Annotated in this window: 16 protein-coding genes; all 16 read left to right on the top strand. The window is 63.9% G+C overall.

Annotation, left to right across the window (positions count from 1 at the left end):
- Window positions 1-2 precede the first annotated feature (2 nt).
- The 16 genes from TAMC210_RS06360 to nadA all read left to right on the top strand — a co-directional run bounded on the left by TAMC210_RS06360 (window position 3) and on the right by nadA (window position 18858).
- Window positions 3-584, top strand: coding sequence for a DMSO/selenate family reductase complex B subunit (locus tag TAMC210_RS06360; RefSeq protein WP_173297940.1), 582 nt, complete (start codon window positions 3-5; stop codon window positions 582-584).
- 21 nt (window positions 585-605) lie between these two features.
- Window positions 606-1433 (top strand): dimethyl sulfoxide reductase anchor subunit family protein, encoded by an 828-nt coding sequence (locus TAMC210_RS06355; protein WP_173297939.1) that lies wholly within the window; start codon window positions 606-608, stop codon window positions 1431-1433.
- Between the two features lie 145 nt (window positions 1434-1578).
- Window positions 1579-3585 carry a molybdopterin-dependent oxidoreductase gene (locus tag TAMC210_RS06350; RefSeq protein ID WP_173297938.1) on the top strand — a complete coding sequence of 669 codons (2007 nt, stop codon included), beginning with the start codon at window positions 1579-1581 and terminating at the stop codon, window positions 3583-3585.
- Between the two features lie 13 nt (window positions 3586-3598).
- Window positions 3599-4207: a 4Fe-4S dicluster domain-containing protein gene (locus TAMC210_RS06345; protein ID WP_173297937.1), complete on the top strand. Its 609-nt coding sequence runs from the start codon at window positions 3599-3601 to the stop codon at window positions 4205-4207.
- 196 nt (window positions 4208-4403) lie between these two features.
- Window positions 4404-5606 carry a PucR family transcriptional regulator gene (locus TAMC210_RS06340; RefSeq protein ID WP_173297936.1) on the top strand — a complete coding sequence of 401 codons (1203 nt, stop codon included), beginning with the start codon at window positions 4404-4406 and terminating at the stop codon, window positions 5604-5606.
- Window positions 5607-5805: 199 nt separating this feature from the next.
- Entirely contained in the window at window positions 5806-6606 is an 801-nt protein-coding gene (locus TAMC210_RS06335) for a fumarylacetoacetate hydrolase family protein (protein ID WP_277997683.1), read from the top strand.
- A gap of 150 nt (window positions 6607-6756) precedes the next feature.
- Window positions 6757-8682 carry an FAD-dependent oxidoreductase gene (locus TAMC210_RS06330; protein ID WP_254388538.1) on the top strand — a complete coding sequence of 642 codons (1926 nt, stop codon included), beginning with the start codon at window positions 6757-6759 and terminating at the stop codon, window positions 8680-8682.
- A gap of 20 nt (window positions 8683-8702) precedes the next feature.
- Window positions 8703-8897 (top strand): hypothetical protein, encoded by a 195-nt coding sequence (locus TAMC210_RS06325; RefSeq protein ID WP_173297934.1) that lies wholly within the window; start codon window positions 8703-8705, stop codon window positions 8895-8897.
- Between the two features lie 216 nt (window positions 8898-9113).
- The gene (locus tag TAMC210_RS06320) at window positions 9114-11405 is read left to right on the top strand and encodes a glycoside hydrolase family 31 protein (protein WP_173297933.1); all 2292 of its coding nucleotides are present in this window, start codon (window positions 9114-9116) and stop codon (window positions 11403-11405) included.
- 92 nt (window positions 11406-11497) lie between these two features.
- Entirely contained in the window at window positions 11498-13330 is a 1833-nt protein-coding gene (locus TAMC210_RS06315; RefSeq protein ID WP_217267291.1) for a site-specific DNA-methyltransferase, read from the top strand.
- 76 nt (window positions 13331-13406) lie between these two features.
- Window positions 13407-14387, top strand: a complete 981-nt coding sequence (locus TAMC210_RS06310; RefSeq protein ID WP_173297932.1) for a DMT family transporter — start codon at window positions 13407-13409, stop codon at window positions 14385-14387.
- 16 nt (window positions 14388-14403) lie between these two features.
- Window positions 14404-15462 (top strand): S-methyl-5-thioribose-1-phosphate isomerase, encoded by a 1059-nt coding sequence (mtnA, locus tag TAMC210_RS06305; RefSeq protein ID WP_173297931.1) that lies wholly within the window; start codon window positions 14404-14406, stop codon window positions 15460-15462.
- A gap of 434 nt (window positions 15463-15896) precedes the next feature.
- The gene (locus TAMC210_RS06300) at window positions 15897-16844 is read left to right on the top strand and encodes a copper amine oxidase N-terminal domain-containing protein (protein ID WP_173297930.1); all 948 of its coding nucleotides are present in this window, start codon (window positions 15897-15899) and stop codon (window positions 16842-16844) included.
- Between the two features lie 253 nt (window positions 16845-17097).
- Entirely contained in the window at window positions 17098-17265 is a 168-nt protein-coding gene (locus tag TAMC210_RS06295) for a hypothetical protein (RefSeq protein WP_173297929.1), read from the top strand.
- A gap of 79 nt (window positions 17266-17344) precedes the next feature.
- Entirely contained in the window at window positions 17345-17854 is a 510-nt protein-coding gene (locus TAMC210_RS06290; RefSeq protein ID WP_173297928.1) for a transcription repressor NadR, read from the top strand.
- 101 nt (window positions 17855-17955) lie between these two features.
- Complete coding sequence (nadA, locus tag TAMC210_RS06285) at window positions 17956-18858, top strand: quinolinate synthase NadA (protein ID WP_173297927.1); 903 nt, start codon at window positions 17956-17958, stop codon at window positions 18856-18858.
- Window positions 18859-18860: the final 2 nt, after the last annotated feature.

Here is an 18860-nt window from a genome sequence, read left to right as displayed (position 1 = left end):
CCATGGCTGGACAGGTCGGTTTCCATGTTGAACAGGACCGATGCATCGGCTGTTTCACCTGCCAGATAGCCTGCAAAGACAAGAACGACCTGGAGGTAGGCCAGCGCTGGCGCCGGGTGGAAGAAATAGCCGGCGGGGGATATACCCGCGTGGGGGAGGCCATCCGGGGCAACGTGTACGCCTACTGGATCTCCATAAGCTGCAACCACTGCCAGGACCCCCTGTGCGTAAAAAACTGTCCCACCGGAGCCATGTATAAACGGCCCGAAGACGGCGTAGTGCTGGTGGACGAAAGGAAATGCATCGGCTGCCGTTACTGCACCTGGAGCTGCCCCTACGGCGCGCCCCAATACGATCCGGGCAAGGGCAAGGTGGGCAAGTGCAACTTCTGCCTCGATCTCGTCGAGAAGGGAGAAGAGCCGGCCTGCGTGGCCGCCTGCCCCATGAGGGCCCTTCATGCCGGCGACCTGGAGGAACTTGCCAGGAAGTACGGGGGGACCAGCGCCATTAAAGGGCTGCCTGACCCCAAGCTGACCAAACCTTCCCTGCTCATAAGCCCCCACCGGCACGCCGTGGACAAATAACAGGCAAGGAGGTTAGCTGCAATGGAACGGGAGTGGACTTTGGTACTGTTTACCCTGCTTAACCAGGCCAGCGTAGGGCTGTTCGCCGTAGACCTCCTGGCCGGCGTAAACGAGGATAAGGCCCGGAAGAACGTCCTGCTCGTTGTTGGGGGCCTGGCGGTCTTGAGCCTCCTCGTTTCCCTGGGCCACTTGGGGAGTCCCTGGGGTGCCTATCGCGCCATCGCCAATGTGGGCAGTTCGTGGCTCAGCCGCGAAATCCTCTTCGCCTCCGCCTATACCGGCCTGTGGGTGATTATCGCCTATCTGGAACTGAAGGCCGGGGGAGGAGGAGCGGCTAAGGCCCTGCGGTGGATCATGCTGGCCGCCGGAATCCTCGCCGTCTTCAGCATGGCATCCATCTATACCCACACCGTGCGGCCCGCCTGGCAGACGGCCTACACCTACGTAAGCTTTTTCGCCACCAGCCTGGTGCTGGGCTGCCTCCTGTACATGGCCCTGGCCCCGGCTCCGTCCTGGACGGTATGGGCGGCCTTGGCCGGCGTGGGAGTGCAACTGCTGGCCCTGCCCCCCTACCTGGTAAGCCTCATGTCCGGGGAGCCCGCCGCCCAGGCCAGCGCCCAGCTCCTGGCCCGTTCGGCCGTGACCCTGGGTCTGGGAGTGGCGGCGGTGATGGCCGCCGTCGGCCTGGCCCTGCTGGGGCGGTTTGCGTCCCGGGGGCAGGCCGGAGACCAGGCCGGCGCGACCGCGAGCATGCTGTACCTGGCCCTGGCCGTCGGCCTCCTGGGCGAAGGCATCCTGCGTTACCTCTTCTACAGCACCGGTGTAAATATAATGGTAGGCCATTTTTAGCCCCTTACCTTCGAGGGCCGGGAAACCCGAGCGCCAGGTCCGGCGGGGTCCCGGCCTTTTTTGCTTTGCGGGATTAAATATGTTATCATCGAATTGTCATCCAAGATAATCCCGGCGGGAAGGAGGGCCCGGGGGAGAAGGGACCATGGGGGACAGGGTACAGATCTTCCGGCATGTTTGCCCTCGGAACTGCTATAACGCGTGCGGCCTCCTCTCCCTGGTGGAAGGGGGAGTGATCCGGGAGATCCGGGGCGACGCGGCCCACGGGTACTCCCACGGCCGCATGTGCCACCTGGCCTACAGCTACCCGGAGCTGGTCTACCATCCCCGGCGCCTCCTTTACCCCCTGCGCCAGCAGGGACGGGGCACCGGGAGCTGGCGGCGTACCACCTGGGACCGGGCCTTGGAGCTTATGGCCGGGAAGATGGCCGACCTCAAAGCCCGGTACGGTTCTTATCTGCCGGTGCTTTTTTATACCAATTCCGGCAATTTAGGCCTTTTAGGCCAGAGCCTGAATTGGTTGGCCGACTTTTTAGGAGACGTCACCGTCACCGGCGGTTCCCTCTGCTGGGGGGCGGGCTTGGACGCAGCCTACTACGACTTCGGCGGCTATCCTCCTGCGGACCCGGAACTCATGGCGGAAGCCGGGGAGATCGTTATCTGGGGCGGCAATCCCGCCTGGACGGCCACCTTGCAGATGGAGTTCGTTAACCGGGCGCGGGAAAAGGGAGCCGGCCTTACGGTCATCGATCCCCTTTTCACCGCCACGGCGGCCCTCGCCGACTGCTATATCCAGCTCAATCCGGGGACCGACGGGGCCCTTGCCCTGGCCGTCCTGCGCCTCCTCTGGGAGGAGGACCGCCTGGATAAAACCTTCCTGCGCGGTAAGGCGGTGGGATGGGAGAAGTTCGAGCCGTATCTCCGGGACCTTTCGGTAGAAGACCTGGCCGGCCTGTGCGGGGTAGAGCCCCGGGCCGTCAGGGAGCTGGCCGACCTTTATGCCGGTCCCCGGCCGGTGGCCACCTGGATCGGCTTTGGCCTGCAGCGCCACGTCAACGGCGGTCAGAACGTCCGGGCCATCCATGCCCTGGTGGCCCTGAGCGGCAACTTGTCGCCGCCGGGAGGCCTGTATTATGCCAATGATAAAACCTCCCTGTTCTCCCGGCCGGTGGAAGGGGCACCGGCGGGCCGGAAGCCCCGCGCGCTGCCGGTCCACGACCTGGCCGGAGCCCTCCGCCGGGCCCACGACCCGCCCGTAAAGATGGCCGTTATCAGCAGGGCCAATCCCCTGAGCCAGAACAGCGATATCCACGGGCTGGCCAGGGCCCTCCAGGAGATGGAACTGGTGGTAGTGGTGGACTATTTCCTTACCCCGACGGCCCGGATGGCCGACCTGGTCCTGCCGGCGGCCATGTTCCTTGAGGCCTGGGATGTGGTGCCCAGTTACTGGCACAACTGGATAGGCCTTAATCAGCCCGCCCTTCCTCCCCGCGGGGAAGCCCGGCCGGAAATTGCCGTGGTGTCCGGCCTGGTGCGGGCCTTACGGGAGCTGGACCCCGCCCTGCGCCCCTTCCCGGCGGACCGGACGGAGGAAGAATGGCTGGCCCGGCTCTTCAATCCCAGGGTCTACGAGGCCCTGGGCATCGGCCATTTTCGCGAGCTCCTGGAAGGCCCTCGTCCCCTAAAACAGGGGTGGACGGCGCCCCGGGAGATTAAATACTATATCTACTCTGTGGAGGCCCGGCGGCGGGGATTGCCCGGCCTGCCCGTGCTCCGGCCGGCTCCCCGCGGTTCCTCCCTTTATCCCTACCGCCTCCTCACCCCCCACACCACCGGGGGCATCAACTCCCAGTTCGGGGAGGCGAGGGAACCGGCACCCCTCACGGCCTGGGTGCACCCGGACCTGGCCGCGGCCAAGGGATGGCAGCCGGGCCGCAAGGTGCGCATCTTCAACGAGTGGGGCGAGATCCGGGTGCTCCTGGCCGTAAGTCCCGTTGTTCCCTGGGACAGTGTGGTGTGTTATCAAGAGCCGGGGAGGGACGGCGACCTCAACAGCCTGGTACCGCCCCTGGCCACGGACATGGGTCACGTTTCCTGCGGTGGCCCGGGGGTGGCGTACCACGACACCTTTGTTAACCTGCAGCCCCTCTAAAGGGGGAGAGAGAATGGCCCTGGGTTTTCTGCTGGACCTGTCGCGGTGCACCGGCTGCCGCGCCTGCGAGACGGCCTGCCGGTATGAACATGGAGGAGTGCTGGCCTTCCGGCGGGTGCAGCGGGTGGAAAGGCAGGTCGCGGGGACTCTGCAGCTTTGTTTCCTCTCCCTTGCCTGCAATCACTGCGAGCACCCGGAATGCTTCAGGGTCTGCCCCCAGCGGGCGTACTCCAAGCGCCGGGACGGGGTGGTCCTCCATTCCCCGGGGCGCTGCAACGGCTGCAACACCTGCATCAGGGCCTGCCCCTTCCAGGCCCCCCGCTACAACCCCCTGACCGGCAAGACGGGCAAATGCGATCTGTGCGTCCACCGGCTGGACGCCGGCCTTTCGCCGGCCTGTATAGAGGCCTGTCCGGTCAAAGCCCTGCATCTCCTGGATTTGAGGGCCGAAAGGGAGGGCGTCTGGCAGAGGTGGGTGTACGGCCTGAGCGATGTGAGCCTTACCCGGCCCAGCCTCCGCTTCAAGATCAATCCCGCCGGCCGCCGGTATTTTGCCCGGCGTCCCGGCGGGCTGCGGGAGGATAAGGGGGAAGGGAGGCGCAGGCGGGCCGACGCGGGGTGATGGGTGATACCCCTTCCGGGGCTTTACAGGCCCCTGGGGGCGACCTCCGGCCGCTACCCCCAAGGGCGACCGGGGGCGGGGAGAGTGCGGCAAGCGGGGAGAAGCCCGGGGACCGGCGCTGCCGATATGTTCCGGGCCCAGGTTCCCGGGGATATGGGCTAAGGTTTAAGCCTTTAGACAGAGGAGTAGACCGCCTATGCAAATCTGGCGTCGCTTCCTGGAAGCAGCCGCAGCCGGCGAGGGGCTTGCCTCCGTTACCAGGATTCTAAGGGAGGAGACCGGGCAGCCCTGCCTCATAATGGATGTGGCCTTCAGGGTTCTGGCCTCCTCCTTTCCCCCCGGTACGGAGGACCTCTGGGAGGAAGATATCCTCCCGTGCGAGGTGTGGCGGGGGACGGAGGGAGAAGAATTCTTCGCCGGTACCCTGTCCGTCCAAGGGAAGCAGGTCGACTTTTTGACGGCGGCCATCGGACACCAAGAGCTCTGGGGCTACCTGGTCCTCCTGGGCACGCGGGATGAAGGATACCGGGAGTACCTGCGGGCGGCTTCCCGGGCGGCCCTGGTGGAGCTTTCCCGCCTGCGGGCCCATCAAGAAGCGGAAAGGCGCTTTCGCAACGAATTCATCCAGGATATCCTTTACAACAACCTGCCGAGCCGGGAAGCCATTATCACCCGGGCCCAACTGTGGGGATGGGACCTGTCCCGGCCCCAGGCCCTGGTGGTGTTAGAGTATCGGGAACCTCCCGAGGCCGGGTTTTCCGCCGCCATGGAGCGCCTCCGCCAGCTCGTGGGGCGGGTAGTCTCCCGGGAATGCCCCCAGGCCATTATGGCCGACCGGAGCGAACAGCTTATCCTCCTCCTGCCTCACCCCTCCGGCAGCCCGGGGGAGGCCAAGGCCTGGCTCCGGAAGTTCTGGGAAAGGGTGACGGGGGAGATCGGACGGTGCCTGCCCCGCCGGGACCTCGTGGCCGGCGTGGGGCGCTTTTATGCTTCCCCGGACCAGCTTTACCGGGCCTATCAGGAGGCCAAACTGGCCCTCCATGTGGGCCGCTTCCTTTACCCGGGAGCTGGCATCACCTTTTTCGACGAGTTGGGCGCCCTGCGGTTTTTCTTAAACCAGGGGGAGCAGGAGCTGGCCGACTTTTACGAAGACGTTCTCGGCCCTGTGGAGGAGTACGACCGGCAGCACAACACCAACCTGCTGCCCACCCTGGTGGAGTTCATCCGCTCCTCGGCGGACTACGCCTTAACGGCGGAAAGGCTCTACATCCACGTTAATACCCTGCGCTACCGGCTGCGGAAAGTAGAGGAGCTCCTCGGGGTGAATCTGCGGGACATCAATACCCTCTTGAATCTTTATGCCGCCCTGCAGGCCAAGGTAATCCTCGAAAGGCTTTAAGGGGCGGAGCAGCCGTACCCCGTTTGGCCTGATGTATCCCCTGTTTTGGCGGGGGTGATTAAGCTCGTAAGCGAGGGGGAGCCAAATCGCGCCCGGCTAAAAAGTGGGTACGGGCCGGGCCTCAACCCGGCCGCCGGCGAGGGGTTGCGGTCCAAAATAAAAACACTTCCGGGCAGCACCGGCTGCACGGCTAAGGAGGATGGCAAAAAACATGGCGGCAGTGGAGAGATACGTACGTTTTGCCCACCGGGACCAGATCCTGTACGGCCGGGTGGAGGGGGATATAATCGTAGCCCTGGAAGGGGACCCCTTTACCGCGCCCCGGGAAACAGGAGAGACCTTTCCCCTCCAGGGGGTCCGGCTCCTGGCGCCCTGCCGGCCCGGCAAGGCCGTATGCGTAGGCCTGAATTATAAAAACCACGCGGCAGAAATGAAACAAGAGCTCCCGTCCGAACCGGTGCTCTTCCTTAAACCCCCCACCAGCGTCATCGGGCCGGGGGAGGACATTATTTTCTGGCCCATGGTGGGGCGCCTGGACTACGAAGCCGAGCTGGCGGTAGTCATCGGCCGGACCTGCCACCGGGTAAGCCAGGAGGAGGCCGGGGACTACATCTTCGGCTATACCATTGCCAACGATGTTACGGCCCGAGACCTGCAGAAAAAGGACGGCCAGTGGACCCGGGCCAAGTCCTTCGACACCTTTTTGCCCTTAGGCCCCTACATAGTCCGCGGTGTGGACCCTACGGACCTGCCCGTCCAGGCGTATCTTAACGGCCGGTTGAGGCAGGACGGCCGCACTTCCCAGCTAATTTTTCCCATCCCCTATCTGGTGAGCTTTATCTCCCAGATTATGACCTTGCTCCCGGGGGACGTCATTCTAACCGGCACCCCGGAAGGCGTGGGCAGCATGGAGGTGGGAGACGAGATCGAAATAAGGATCCCGGGGCTGGGGAGCCTGGTCAACCGCGTCGCGGCCCCCGGGCACCCTTCCCGACCCTGAGCCCGCCCCTTAGGCCGGCCGCGCTGCGGCCCTCCTGCACCTTCCATCCCTTGGGAGGCCCCGGCGGCGCGGCCCCCTTCTCCTAATAATGTCCTGCTCCCCGGCAAATAATAACGGGGGAAAAGAAACCTTTTAAGGAGGTCAATGCCTGTGCAGCCCCTGACCTTGCTGGGGAGCCCCGTTAAAATCGGCCCCCTGGAGCTCAAGAATAGAATGATCATGGCCCCCATGGTAACCAACTACGCCTACCACGACGGTTCGGTAACGGACCGGCTGGTGGCCTACCATGCAGAACGGGCCCGGGGCGGGGTGGGCATGATCATCGTGGAAGCCGCCTATGTCCACCCGTCGGGGAAGGGTTTCCCCAACGAACTCGGCATCTATTCCGACCGCCTCATACCCGGCCTGCGCCGGCTGGTAGACGCCGTCCACGCCCACGGCGCCAAGATCGCCGTCCAGCTCTACCACGGCGGCCGGCAGACCAGGTCCGCGGTGACCGGGCAGCCCATTGTGGCCCCTTCGCCCATCCCCGACCCCACGGTGGGGGAAACGCCCCGGGAGCTCACCCGAGAGGAGATAAGGGAACTGGTGGAAGCCTTTGCCGCGGCCGCCCTGCGGGCCAAAAGGGCCGGCTTTGACGCCGTGGAAATCCACGGCGCCCACGGCTACCTCTTAAACCAATTCCTCTCGCCCTATTCCAACAAACGCCGCGACGAGTACGGCGGCCCCCTGGAAAACCGCATGCGTTTTCCCCTGGAAGTGGTCCGGGCCGTGCGCAAGGCCGTAGGGGCCCAATATCCCGTCCTCTACCGCCTTAGCGCCGATGAGAAGGTGCCGGGGGGCCTGACCCTGGAAGAGACCAGAATCTTCGCCCGCAGCCTGGAAGAAGAGGGCATAGCCGCCCTTCATGTTTCCGCTGGCGTATACGAAACAGCCTTCTGGATTATCCAGCCCATGTACCTGCCCCAGGGATGCCTGGCCGACCTGGCCCAGGGCATCAAATCGGCGGTGAAGATCCCGGTTATAGCCGTGGGGCGCATCAACGACCCGCAAGTGGCCGAGGGCATCCTGGCCGCCGGCAAGGCCGACCTTATAGCCTTCGGCCGGGAACTCCTGACGGACCCGGAAATGCCCCGCAAGGTTGTGGAGGGCAGGCTGGATGAGGTCCGGCGCTGCATTGCCTGCTGCCAGGCCTGCATCCACGAGCTGTTCCTGGACCATACCGTCGGGTGCACCGTCAACGGCCGTACGGGTTTTGAACGCGAATTTCCCCTGGACCGGGCAACGAAACCCCGCAGGGTCCTGGTGGTGGGAGGTGGCCCGGCAGGCATGGAAGCGGCCCGGGTGGCGGCCCTGAGGGGGCACCGGGTGTCCCTGTGGGAGAAGAGGGGAGAGCTGGGCGGCCAGCTTGCTCTGGCCGCCGCCGCGCCCCAGAAGGGCGAGATAGCCGTATTCCGGCAACACCTGGCGGACCAGATGGCCAAACTCAACATAGAGGTTCGGCTCCATACTGAGGCCACCCCGGAGGGTATACGCCGGGAAAACCCCGACGTAGTGATCATCGCCACCGGCGCCCGGCCGGCAGCGTTAAATATTCCAGGTGTCGGTGGGGGGAATGTGGTGAGCTCCTGGGATGTCCTTGCAGGAAGAGGCGGGATCGGCCGCCGGGTGGCCGTGATCGGCGGCGGCCTGGTGGGCTGCGAAGCGGCCGAGTACCTGGCCCACAAGGGCCATGAAGTGACCATCCTGGAAATGCTGCCCCAGGTGGCATCCGACATCGGCCCCTTGGTGGCGCCCCTTCTCCTGGGACGCCTGAAAGATCTGGGCGTCAAGATGATAACCGAAGCCCGGGTAACGGCCGTAGACGCCGGCCGGGTGATATACAACCGGGACGGCCGGGAAGAAGCCCTGGAAGCGGACACCGTGGTGGCGGCCGTGGGTTCCCAGCCCGAGGATACCCTGGCCCGGGAGTTGGAGGGGTCGGGAATAGACTACTTCGTAATCGGGGATGCCCTTAAACCCCGCCGGATCACCGAAGCCATCCACGAAGCCGTGCGGGTAGCCCACCAGATATAAAGGGGAAAAGGAGGTTGCCTGTGCTGGAGAAAGACAAGCCCGGTGCCCGACGAGATGGAGAAGACCGGTGGCCGGAGGCCGAAAGGTACGGCGGAGAAACGGAGAGCTGGCGGCAGGAGTTCGTCCGCGGTGTGCTGCGCCGGACCGAGGGCATTGCGGCCGAAAGGGAGAAGTTCCTCCGCGGCCTCAAGACCGGCTCCCCCAAAACCCCTTGAAGATCAACGGGGAGCCCCTCCCCTGCGGGCCGGCCCCGGCAGGCCACCGGCCCGAAAGGAACGCCTCGAGTTCGCCCTGGGAGGCGTTTTTTTCGTGCCTGGCTCCCCTGAACCCAAGTCCCGCTCCTCGTAAGAGGAATTGCCGGGGTAAGAAAGGGGGCCGGGGCATAAAATATACGAAGACCTTGCTGCAGGGAGGGACACAGGGAATTTCCTATGGGCTCCGGAAGGGTCATCTCTTGGGAGAAGGGTAAAGACGGTGTGCTCCTAACGGGCGGGGATTACCGGGTGGCAATCCGAGTTTGGGCCCCCGGGATCGTAAACATCGCCCTCTGCCTGCCGGGAGAAGGCGAGGAGGCCCTTAGCCCGGCCGTGGTACTCCGACCGCAGGCGCCGCAGGTGCAGGTGGAAGAGGAGTCCGACCACCTTCTTTTCTTGACGGGCGCCTTATACATAAAAGTGGAGAAAGAGAACCTCGGCCTCGAGCTGGGCGACGGCCGGGGCTTCGCCCTGCAGGGCCGGGGGCTGGTCATCCACGGGAAGGAGAAGAGATGGTCCTTTGCCATCCGCCGGGAAGAGCATTTTTACGGGTTAGGGGAGAAGACGGGGTTCCTGGACAAGAGGGGCCGTAGATATACCATGTGGAACGCCGACTGCTACGAGGCCTATAACGAAGGGGCGGACACCATGTACGCCAGCTTCCCCCTATACATAGGCGTGGCGCCCGGCGGGTCCTACGGCGTATACCTGGACAACACCTTTCCCACCTTCTTCGACCTGGGCAAAACGGAGGTCCATACCGCGGCCTTCGGCTGCGAGAAGGGCCCCCTGAACTTCTTCTTCCTTTACGGCCCTTCCCTCCGGGAGGTGGTGGAAAGGTACACGCTCCTTACGGGGAGGATGGAGCTTCCGCCCCTGTGGGCCCTGGGCTACCACCAGAGCCGTTACAGCTACTACCCCCAGGAGAGGGTGCTGGAAATTGCCCGGGAGTTCCGGCGGAGGGGCATCCCCTGCGACGCCGTCTACCTGGACATCCACTACATGGACGGGTTCCGGGTGTTTACCTTCGACCGGGAAAGGTTCCCCGATCCCCGGGGCATGGCGGAGACCCTCAAAGGGATGGGGTTTAGGGTAGTGGCCATTGTCGATCCGGGGGTTAAGGTGGATAAAGATTATTCCGTTTTCCGGGAGGGCCTGAAGAGGGGATACTTTGTCACCGATGAGAACGGCCTTGTCTACACGGGAGAGGTCTGGCCGGGCCGTACCTGCTTTCCGGATTTTGCCCAGGGCAGGGTCAGGGCCTGGTGGGCGGATTTGCACGGCGAGCTGGTGGCTTCGGGCATTGACGGCATATGGAACGATATGAACGAGCCCACGGTGCTGGATGCCCCGGGCAAAGTCATGCCGGCCCACTTAATCCACAACCGGGACGGCCGCCGGGTGGTCCATGAGGAGTTCCGCAATGTTTATGCCCTCCATATGGCCATGGCCACCCGGGAAGGGCTGCTCAAGTACCGGCCCGGGGAGAGGCCCTTTATACTGACCCGCTCGGGTTTTTCCGGCATCCAGCGCTACGCCGCTCTGTGGACGGGGGATAACAGGAGCCACTGGGAGCATCTCAGGATGTCCCTGCCCATGCTCTTAAATTTGGGCCTGTCCGGGGTGGCCTTCGCCGGCGCGGACCTAGGAGGATTTGCCGGGGATGTCGGCGAAGAACTCCTGATAAGGTGGACCCAGGCGGGGATCCTTTATCCCTTCTGCCGCAACCACAGTGAAGTAGATACGGCCCCCCAGGAGCCCTGGGCCTTCGGGGAGCGGTGTGAGGCCATATGCCGGGAGTATATAAAGCTTAGGTACACCCTCCTCCCTTATATTTACAACTTATTTTACCGCTCGGCCCGCTACGGGTGGCCGGTCTTAAGGCCCCTGGTATGGGAGTATGAAGGGGACGAGAACGTGCACCTCCTCTTTGACGAAGTAATGCTCGGGGAGAGCCTGCTGGCGGCGCCGGTATGCGAACCGGGGAGGACGGTGAGGGCCGTGTATTTGCCCGCCGGCACCTGGCTGGACTGGTGGTCGGGCCGGCCCTTGGAAGGGGGGCGGTACCACCTGGCGGAGGCCCCCTTGGAGAAAATGCCCCTTTTTGTCAAGGCCGGGTCCGTCCTTCCCCTGGTGGGGGAGGCGGTGAGGCATACGGGCGAGATCCCGGGCCGGGTGGAGTTCCATATCTTCCCGGGAGGTGCCCGGGGCGAATACCTTTACTACGAAGACGACGGCTGTTCCCTGGACTATAAGAAGGGCGTGTACAACCTGTATAAGCTGAGCTATAACCTGGCCGGGGAAGAACTGCACCTGCACTGGGAGAAGCTCTACGGCGGTTTCCCCCGGGGCCAGGCGGAATTCCGGGTGGTCCTGCGGAGCCGGGAGGGGATAAAGACCCTCTACCTTAACGGGAGAAGGGTGGAAGGTTCGTTAAGACTGCCAGGGGCTCCCGGGGCGGGAGCCTGAGGGGCGGCCGTGGACCGGCAGGGTACGGCCGCTGTCCCGGCGAATATTATCCTTTGGCCCCGTTCCTTTCGGGGCGGGCCGCGGGGAGAGGGGTGAGCCGCAGAAGGGTGGAGGAGAAGGAGGTAAGCGGGGTGGAGGAAAAGGGCACGCCGTCGGCCGGGCAGGAGCCCCTACCGGGCCGGCCCGTGCTCACCTGGCGGGGCAAGCGTCCCCTGGGAAAGGCGCGGTGCGGCGTTATCGAGCTTAAAGAGCAGTACGGGGAGCCCGGCCGGGACGGGTGGGTCAACCGCCTCTACTGGGGCGACAACTTGCAGGTTATGGGCCGCCTCCTGGAGGAGTTCCGGGAGCAGATAAAACTCATTTACATAGACCCCCCCTTTGCTTCAGGAGCCGAATACTCCAAGAAGGTAAAGCTTAAAGGACAGGCCTCCGGGCTGACGCCCCCGGTGGTGGAACAGAAGCAGTACAGTGACGTCTGGGCCGACGAGGGCTACCTGCAGTTTATCTACGAGAGGCTGCAGCTCATGCGAGAGCTCCTGGCGCCGGAGGGTTCCCTTTATGTCCACCTGGACTACCGGCGGAGCCATTATGTTAAGGTCCTTTTGGATGAGATCTTCGGGCCCGAAAACTTCCGGAACGAAATCGTGGTCCGGCGGGCCACCAAGAACCTCCAGAACCAGTTTGACGAGGTGGCCATGCTTAACGTGGCCACGGACAGCCTTTTATGGTATTCCAAGACGCCTGCCGCCCGCTACCGGGCGCCGGTCAAGGAAAGCACCCACCGCCAGCGCCGGGGCAGGTGGACGGGCTTTTTCAACGACCAGGACCGGCCCACCATGCGTTACGAGCTTTTCGGCCACGTTCCCACCCGCGGCCAGTGGAAGTGGAACAAAGCGCGGGCCTACCGGGCGGCGGCCAACTATGAGGAGTATCTAAGATACTGGGCCGACAAGATGACTCTGGAAGAATACTGGGAAAGGACGGGCCGCCGGCTGGAGTTCCTGCGGCCCAACCCCCGGACGGGCAGGCCGGAGTACTGGGTGGAGCCTAAGGACGAGGTTCCCTGCGACACCAATTGGCTGGACATACCCGCCTACGGCCGCCGTACGGGCTATCCCACGGAGAAGAGCGAGGGGCTCCTGGAGCGCATCCTCCGTGCGGCCACCGAACCGGGGGACCTGGTGGCCGATTTCTTCTGCGGCTCGGGCACTACCCTCTTTGTGGCCCAGAAGCTGGGACGGCGGTGGATAGGGAGCGATGTAAACCTGGGGGCCGTCCACACTACGGTCAAGAGGCTCCTATCCCTGTTAAGCGGCCCGGGGCAGGACGAGCCCCGGGCCAAAGCCTACCCGTCCTTCGCCGTCTTCCGGGTCCGGCCTTCCCCAGAAGTCGGGAACGCCGGGGAGGCTAAAGAGGTGGTGGGCTCCTTATGCGACGACGGCCTGGACGGGAAACGGGTTAAAGTGATAGACTTAAACGGGATAAGCGCCAGGGAAGACGTAGGAGCTGCCCCGGCCGCGCCAGACACCGCCGTGGAGGGCTGGGAAACCACCGCGGCCGGCGGGGCCCATCCCCGCGGGACGCTCCCAAAAGCCGCGGAAGCCGAGGTTACCCTCCGCCGGGAGGGAGACCATGCGGTCGTCGAAATCCGCCGCTTCCACCTACCCCATCTGTGGCGGGAGCTCCGGGGTGGAGAGGGGTCGGCGGGGCCGGTGGACTGGCGCCGGACGGTGGAGGCGGTGCTCATCGATCCCGATTACGACGGCCGGGTGCTGCGGCCCTCCCTCCTGGATGTGCCCCAGGGCCGGGAAACTGCCCAAGGGGTTTACCGGGTGGGTCCCGTAAGGCCGGGGCAAAGGATAGCCGTTAAAATTGTGGATGTTCTTTCCGGGGAGTACTTGACGGTGCTGGAGATCCCCGGGTAGGGGCGCTCCGCCGGCCGCAGGGGGCCGGGGGCCGTCCTCGGCACCGGCGGCCGGGTAAGCAGGAGGATGAGTGGGGTTGGAAAGAGGGAGAAGAGGCGCCGGAGAGTTCTGGGGCTTGTTTTTGGTTACCATCGCGGCGGCTTCCCTGGGAATGGAAGGTATTGCCGCCAAGTTTGCCTTTGCCGGCGGGGCCAGTTCCCTGGCGGTCTTGGCCCTGCGGTTCCCGTTGGCGGCCCTGATCTTTTGGGCCAGCCTGGCCTGGTTCGGGGGCCGGTGGAAAATTGGCCTGGGAACCCTGGGACGGCTGGCGGCCCTGGCCGTGGGCGGGCACGGCATGACGGTGGTGCTGCTTTTTTATGCCTTTCAGCATATACCCGCATCCCTGGCCATCCTTTTGTTTTATATCTACCCGGTGCTGGTCACCCTGTTGGCGGCCGTCTTCTTACGGGAACCCCTCACCCGGGCAAAAATGGAAGCTCTGGTCCTCGCGTCGGCGGGGCTGGTCATCACCCTGGGCCTCCCGGCGGGCCGGCTGCATATGGGCGGGGCCGTAGCCGCCTGCCTGGCGGCCGTGGCCAACAGCATCTTTATGGTGGGCCAGACCGAGCTGTTAAGACGGGTAGAGACCAGGGTGTTTAATGCCTACCTCACTTTAGTCCTGGCTGTTCTCTTTCTGCCGGTTGCCCTGTTGAGCAACCAATTCCGGGTGCCCCTGAACGCTGAGGTGGTGGGGGCCGTGCTGGTCCTGGCCCTGGTATGCACGGTGGTCGCCTCGGAAACCCTGTGCCGGGGGCTGGTATATATCGGAGCCTCCCGGGCGGCCATCATTTTAACCCTGGAGCCGGTAGTCACCGCCGTGCTGGGCTACCTGCTCTTAAACGAGAGGCTTTATCCCAGCCAGTTACTGGGGGGAGCCCTGATCCTCGCCGGAGTGGCCCGGCAACAGGTGGCCGAATACAAGGCCCAGGGTATGGAGTCCCGGAGGGAGGGGGCCGGGGAAGCTGGCGGCCAGGGGAGACCGGACGGGATTTTCGGGGAAAAGCGGTTACCAAAGTAAGGGGAGGAGGTTCGTCATGTACCGGCCTGTAGCGCCTATTGTGTGGAGGGACGGCGGAGTAGAAATCATCGACCAGACGAAGCTGCCGGAAGAGCTGGTGGTTATCCGGCCCCAGAACATCCGCGAAATGTGGGAGGCCATTAAACAGCTTAAGGTTAGGGGTGCTCCGGCCATCGGGATTGCCGCTGCCTTCGGCCTTTATCTGGGGGTAAAGGATTCCCGGGCCCGGGATAAAGGGAGTTTCTTGGCTGAGCTTAAGGCGGCTGCCGATTACTTGGCCACTTCCCGGCCTACGGCCGTAAACCTTTTCTGGGCCCTGGCGAGGATCCAGGAGAGGGTGGCGGCCTCCGAATACCAGGAGGTTGACGAGCTGAAGGAAGTGGTTTTAAAGGAGGCCCTGGCCATTCAGGAAGAGGACGAGGCCATGTGCCGGGCCATAGGGCGGAACGGTGCCGAGCTTTTGCGCCGGGCCGAAGCGGTCCTAACCCACTGTAATGCCGGTACCCTGGCGACGGCCAGGTACGGCACGGCCCTGGCCCCGGTTTACTACTTGGCCGGGGAAGACAAGGTCCTGCGGGTTTTTGTGGATGAAACCAGGCCCCTGCTCCAGGGGGCGCGGCTTACGGCCTGGGAGCTAAAGGAGGCGGGCATCCCGGTTACCCTTATTACCGATAACATGGCGGCGGTAGTTATGCAGAAGGGCTGGGTCCAGGCGGTAATCGTAGGGGCCGACCGCATTGCGGCCAACGGCGATGTGGCCAACAAGATCGGTACCTACGGCGTGGCCATCCTGGCCCGCGAGCACGGCCTGCCCTTCTATGTGGCGGCCCCCAGTTCCACCTTTGATTTGAGCCTGTCCCATGGTGGTGAGATACCCATCGAAGAGCGGGATCCCGAAGAAGTCAGGTGCTGGGGAGGAAGAAGGACGGCTCCCGAGGGGATCCACGTCTTTAACCCGGCCTTTGACGTAACCCCTCACACCTACGTTACGGCTATAATTACGGAGAAGGGCGTAATCAGGCCGCCCTATACCGAGAACATCCCCCGGGTGCTGAGGGGCGAAGGGAGAGGGTAAACCTACCCCCCAAAGGTGCGGCCCGGCCCCGAATATATTAGTAGACGCCTGGAAGGTGCTTCCGCAACAAGGGGAAATTCCCAGGGGACCGGCTTAGGGCCCCTTTAGGCACCGGTCCCGAGCCGGTCGGTGAAACCGGGTCCGAACCCGTGTACTTCCGGAGGGGCTGCCTCTCCCGGGCCGGCCCGGCAAAAACCGCGGGCAAGCCCCCTGGCTTCTGGGCCGGCCCGGCGGCGCCCAGGGGGCTCCGTGCGGGGGGTTCCATCCGGGGCGGCAACGACACCCGGGCGAAGGATAGGCGGCGGGCCGCGAAGGGATAAGCCTTTGCGGCGGCCGGATATGCCGCCCGCAGGGACCGGGCGGGGTCCGAAGCCGCGCCCCGGGGGCGATAGTCCGGAAGCACCGACACTACCAAAGTATCGGGGGGTTGTTCTATGGGTAAAGGAAAGGCCTACGCGGCAGTGATGCTGGGTCTGCTGTTTTGCCTGTGGGCGGTCCTGCCGGCCTGGGCCCAGACGTCCCGTCCCAAAGCTACATATCAGGTGCAGGTCCAGGAGCAGGACGAGGAAAGGGAGCAAGAGCGGGAACTCCAGCAGGAGCAGGAACAGGAACGGGAGGGCCGGGGAGGAAAGAAGACAGGGCAAGTTAAGGAGCATCCCCGCAGCGTGGCCGGACATGTCTACCGGGGAATCGAGAATGCCCTGCAGCATGTAAGAAATCCGGTGGCCAGGGCGGCCCTGCAGGCCAAGCTGGAGGGCAGGAGTGTAGCCGAGGCGGTCTATGAGGCCAAAGAGCTCCTGGCCCAATGGCAGGACCGCGAAGAACTGGCCGAGATTACCCAAGGGCTGGAGGAGGCCCTGGAAGAGGACGACAGCCTGGACGACCTCGGACGGGCAAAGGCCAAGAAGCAGCTGGTAGAGCTCTACCTTAAAGCAGGCCGGGCCGATAAGGCCAGGACCGTCCTGCTGGCCGTTTTGGCCCAAATTCCCGACGATGATGAGGCCTACCAGGAGCTGGACGAAGCTTGCGCCCTCCTGGGCGACCTGAAGGTCAAGGTATTCTTCCGCGGCAAACCGATGGTTTTTGAGGTGGAACCCCGCGTGGAAGGGGGACGCGTCCTGGTCCCCCTGCGCCGGCTGGGCGAAGCCCTGGGGGCCCGCATTTCCTACGAGAACGGGGTGGTAACCCTTGAAAGCCACGGCCTCACCATAAGGCTAGAAATAGGCAGCCGGCAGGCCAGAGTTAACGGTGCCGCCGTTTCCCTGGATGCTCCCGCCGTGGTGCGGGAAGGGCGGATGCTGGTACCCCTGCGGTTTGTGAGCGAGCAGCTAAAGGCCAGGGTGGAGTATTACGGCAAAAGCCATCTGGTGGTCGTAAACTAATAGCGGCCCAGGGCCGGCCCGGTCGACCGGCCCGAGGAACGTCGGCAAGCCCCGCGTTATGCGCGGGGCCTGCCGACGTTATAGGAGCATCCCCTCCGGTTGCCGGTAACTGGAAGGAATATGTTTCCCCGACACAAACCCATTATCTCCCGCCCTTGCCGACAAGGCCTTGCCGACAAGGCCCCCTTTGGGCTTGGCGGCGGGACTGCTAAACCGGAGGGACAGCCAAACTTGAGGAGGAGAAAGCAGAGGCGTGGGAGGACGGAAGGCCCGATACTGGCTCCGGCGTCGAGGACGCCCACTGGAGCGGGAACCCCTCCGTAAGCTTTTGAGGCCGAGTAATAGTTTGGCCCGGGAAAGCTTGAAGGAGCTCAAGCCCAAGGGGCAGGTCATCGAAGGGGGGTATATACCCCAGCGGTGAAAGGCCTGGAAAAGAAGGCCGGAGTTTGTTACACTTATGCCGGCCGCACCGCCGATATTTATTGCTATGGAGGACCGCTATGAAGGCAGCGGAAAGAAGGGAAAAGATCCTGGCCATCTTGGGCCGGGGGCAACCCGTCACCGGAGCCCAGCTCGCCCGCTGGCTGGGGGTCAGCCGGCAGGTAATCGTTCAGGATGTGGCCATATTGAGGGCCCGGGGAAGCGAGGTCCTGGCTACCCCCCAGGGCTATGTTCTGCCCCTCCGGGAGGAGGGCTGCCGGCGGACCTTCGCCTGCCGGCACGACCTGGAGGGTCTGGAAAGGGAACTCCTCATCATGGTGGATAACGGGGGTAAGGTAATGGACGTGGTGGTCGAGCACCCCCTTTACGGGGAGCTGCGGGGCTACCTCATGCTCTCTTCCCGCCGGGAAGTGTATGAATTCATAAATAAACTGAAGAAGAGCGGCGCTAACCCCTTGTACACCCTGACGGGCAGCGGGGTGCATCTGCACACGGTAGTGGCCCCCGACGAGGCCACCCTGGAGGCCATGGAGAGGGAGTTGCTGGAAGCAGGAATCCTTTTAGGGTGAAGAAGGTAAACAAGGTACCGTTGACGGGCTGAGGTGGCAGTCTTATAATGGGCTTAAACATGACAAGACAGCTGTCTTTACCCAGGAGGAAGGGGAGAAGGATGGAGGAACTGGTTAAGGAAATCGAGGAGCTTAAAAGGGAGCGGGGAGCCGTAATCCTCGCCCACAACTACCAGCCGAACGCGGTGCAGGACATCGCCGATTTTGTGGGCGACTCCCTGGCCTTGAGCCGCATGGCCGCCACCACTCCGGCCCGGGTTATCGTCCTGGCTGGGGTGCGCTTCATGGCCGAGAGCGCGAGCATCCTGGCCCCGGAGAAGACCATCCTGCTGCCCGATCCCTTTGCCGGCTGCCCCCTGGCCGACACCGTCGATGCCGAAGGCTTGCGGCGGGCCCGGGAACGGTACCCCGATGCCGCGGTGGTATGCTACGTCAATTCTCCGGCCGAGGTCAAGGCGGAAAGCGACATCTGCTGCACTTCCAGCAACGCCCTAAAGGTGGTGCAGTCCCTGCCCCACCGCCGCGTCCTATTTGTGCCCGATCGGAATCTGGCCCACTATGTGTCCCGCTTTACCGATAAGGAGATTATCCCGTGGGAGGGCTCCTGCCTTACCCACTGCCGGGTTACCCCGGAAGAGGTCGAGGAAGCCAAGGCGGCCCATCCCGAGGCCAAGGTCCTCGTTCACCCCGAGTGCCGGCCCGAGGTGGTGGAGGCCGCCGACTTTGTGGGGAGCACCGGGGGCATCCTCCGATTCGCCCGCGAAAGCCTTGACCGGGAGTTCCTTATCGGCACGGAAATGGGTATAATCCACCGCCTGGAGGCGGAGAATCCGGGTAAGAAGTTTTACCTCCTCTCCCCGGGGTTGATCTGCCCCAATATGAAGCTGACGAGCCTGGCCAAGATAGCCCAGTGCTTGAGGGAAATGAAGCCGGTCGTTAAGGTGCCCGAACCGGTGCGAAGCCGGGCCTATGGAGCCCTGGAGCGCATGTTGAAAGCGGTGTGAGT

Origin of the sequence: Thermanaeromonas sp. C210, assembly GCF_013167955.1 — a bacterium.
Lineage (GTDB): Bacteria > Bacillota > DSM-521 > Neomoorellales > Neomoorellaceae > UBA12545.
This window is presented reverse-complemented; position numbering and strand designations above follow the sequence as displayed.

Excerpts from the sequence above, each read along its gene's own strand:
- TAMC210_RS06360 (WP_173297940.1), top strand. The coding sequence starts at position 3 with ATGGCTGGACAGGTCGGTTTCCATGTTGAACAGGACCGATGCATCGGC.
- TAMC210_RS06355 (WP_173297939.1), top strand. The coding sequence starts at position 606 with ATGGAACGGGAGTGGACTTTGGTACTGTTTACCCTGCTTAACCAGGCC.
- TAMC210_RS06350 (WP_173297938.1), top strand. The coding sequence starts at position 1,579 with ATGGGGGACAGGGTACAGATCTTCCGGCATGTTTGCCCTCGGAACTGC.
- TAMC210_RS06345 (WP_173297937.1), top strand. The coding sequence starts at position 3,599 with ATGGCCCTGGGTTTTCTGCTGGACCTGTCGCGGTGCACCGGCTGCCGC.
- TAMC210_RS06340 (WP_173297936.1), top strand. The coding sequence starts at position 4,404 with ATGCAAATCTGGCGTCGCTTCCTGGAAGCAGCCGCAGCCGGCGAGGGG.
- TAMC210_RS06335 (WP_277997683.1), top strand. The coding sequence starts at position 5,806 with ATGGCAAAAAACATGGCGGCAGTGGAGAGATACGTACGTTTTGCCCAC.
- TAMC210_RS06320 (WP_173297933.1), top strand. The coding sequence starts at position 9,114 with ATGGGCTCCGGAAGGGTCATCTCTTGGGAGAAGGGTAAAGACGGTGTG.
- mtnA (WP_173297931.1), top strand. The coding sequence starts at position 14,404 with ATGTACCGGCCTGTAGCGCCTATTGTGTGGAGGGACGGCGGAGTAGAA.
- TAMC210_RS06300 (WP_173297930.1), top strand. The coding sequence starts at position 15,897 with ATGGGTAAAGGAAAGGCCTACGCGGCAGTGATGCTGGGTCTGCTGTTT.
- TAMC210_RS06290 (WP_173297928.1), top strand. The coding sequence starts at position 17,345 with ATGAAGGCAGCGGAAAGAAGGGAAAAGATCCTGGCCATCTTGGGCCGG.
- nadA (WP_173297927.1), top strand. The coding sequence starts at position 17,956 with ATGGAGGAACTGGTTAAGGAAATCGAGGAGCTTAAAAGGGAGCGGGGA.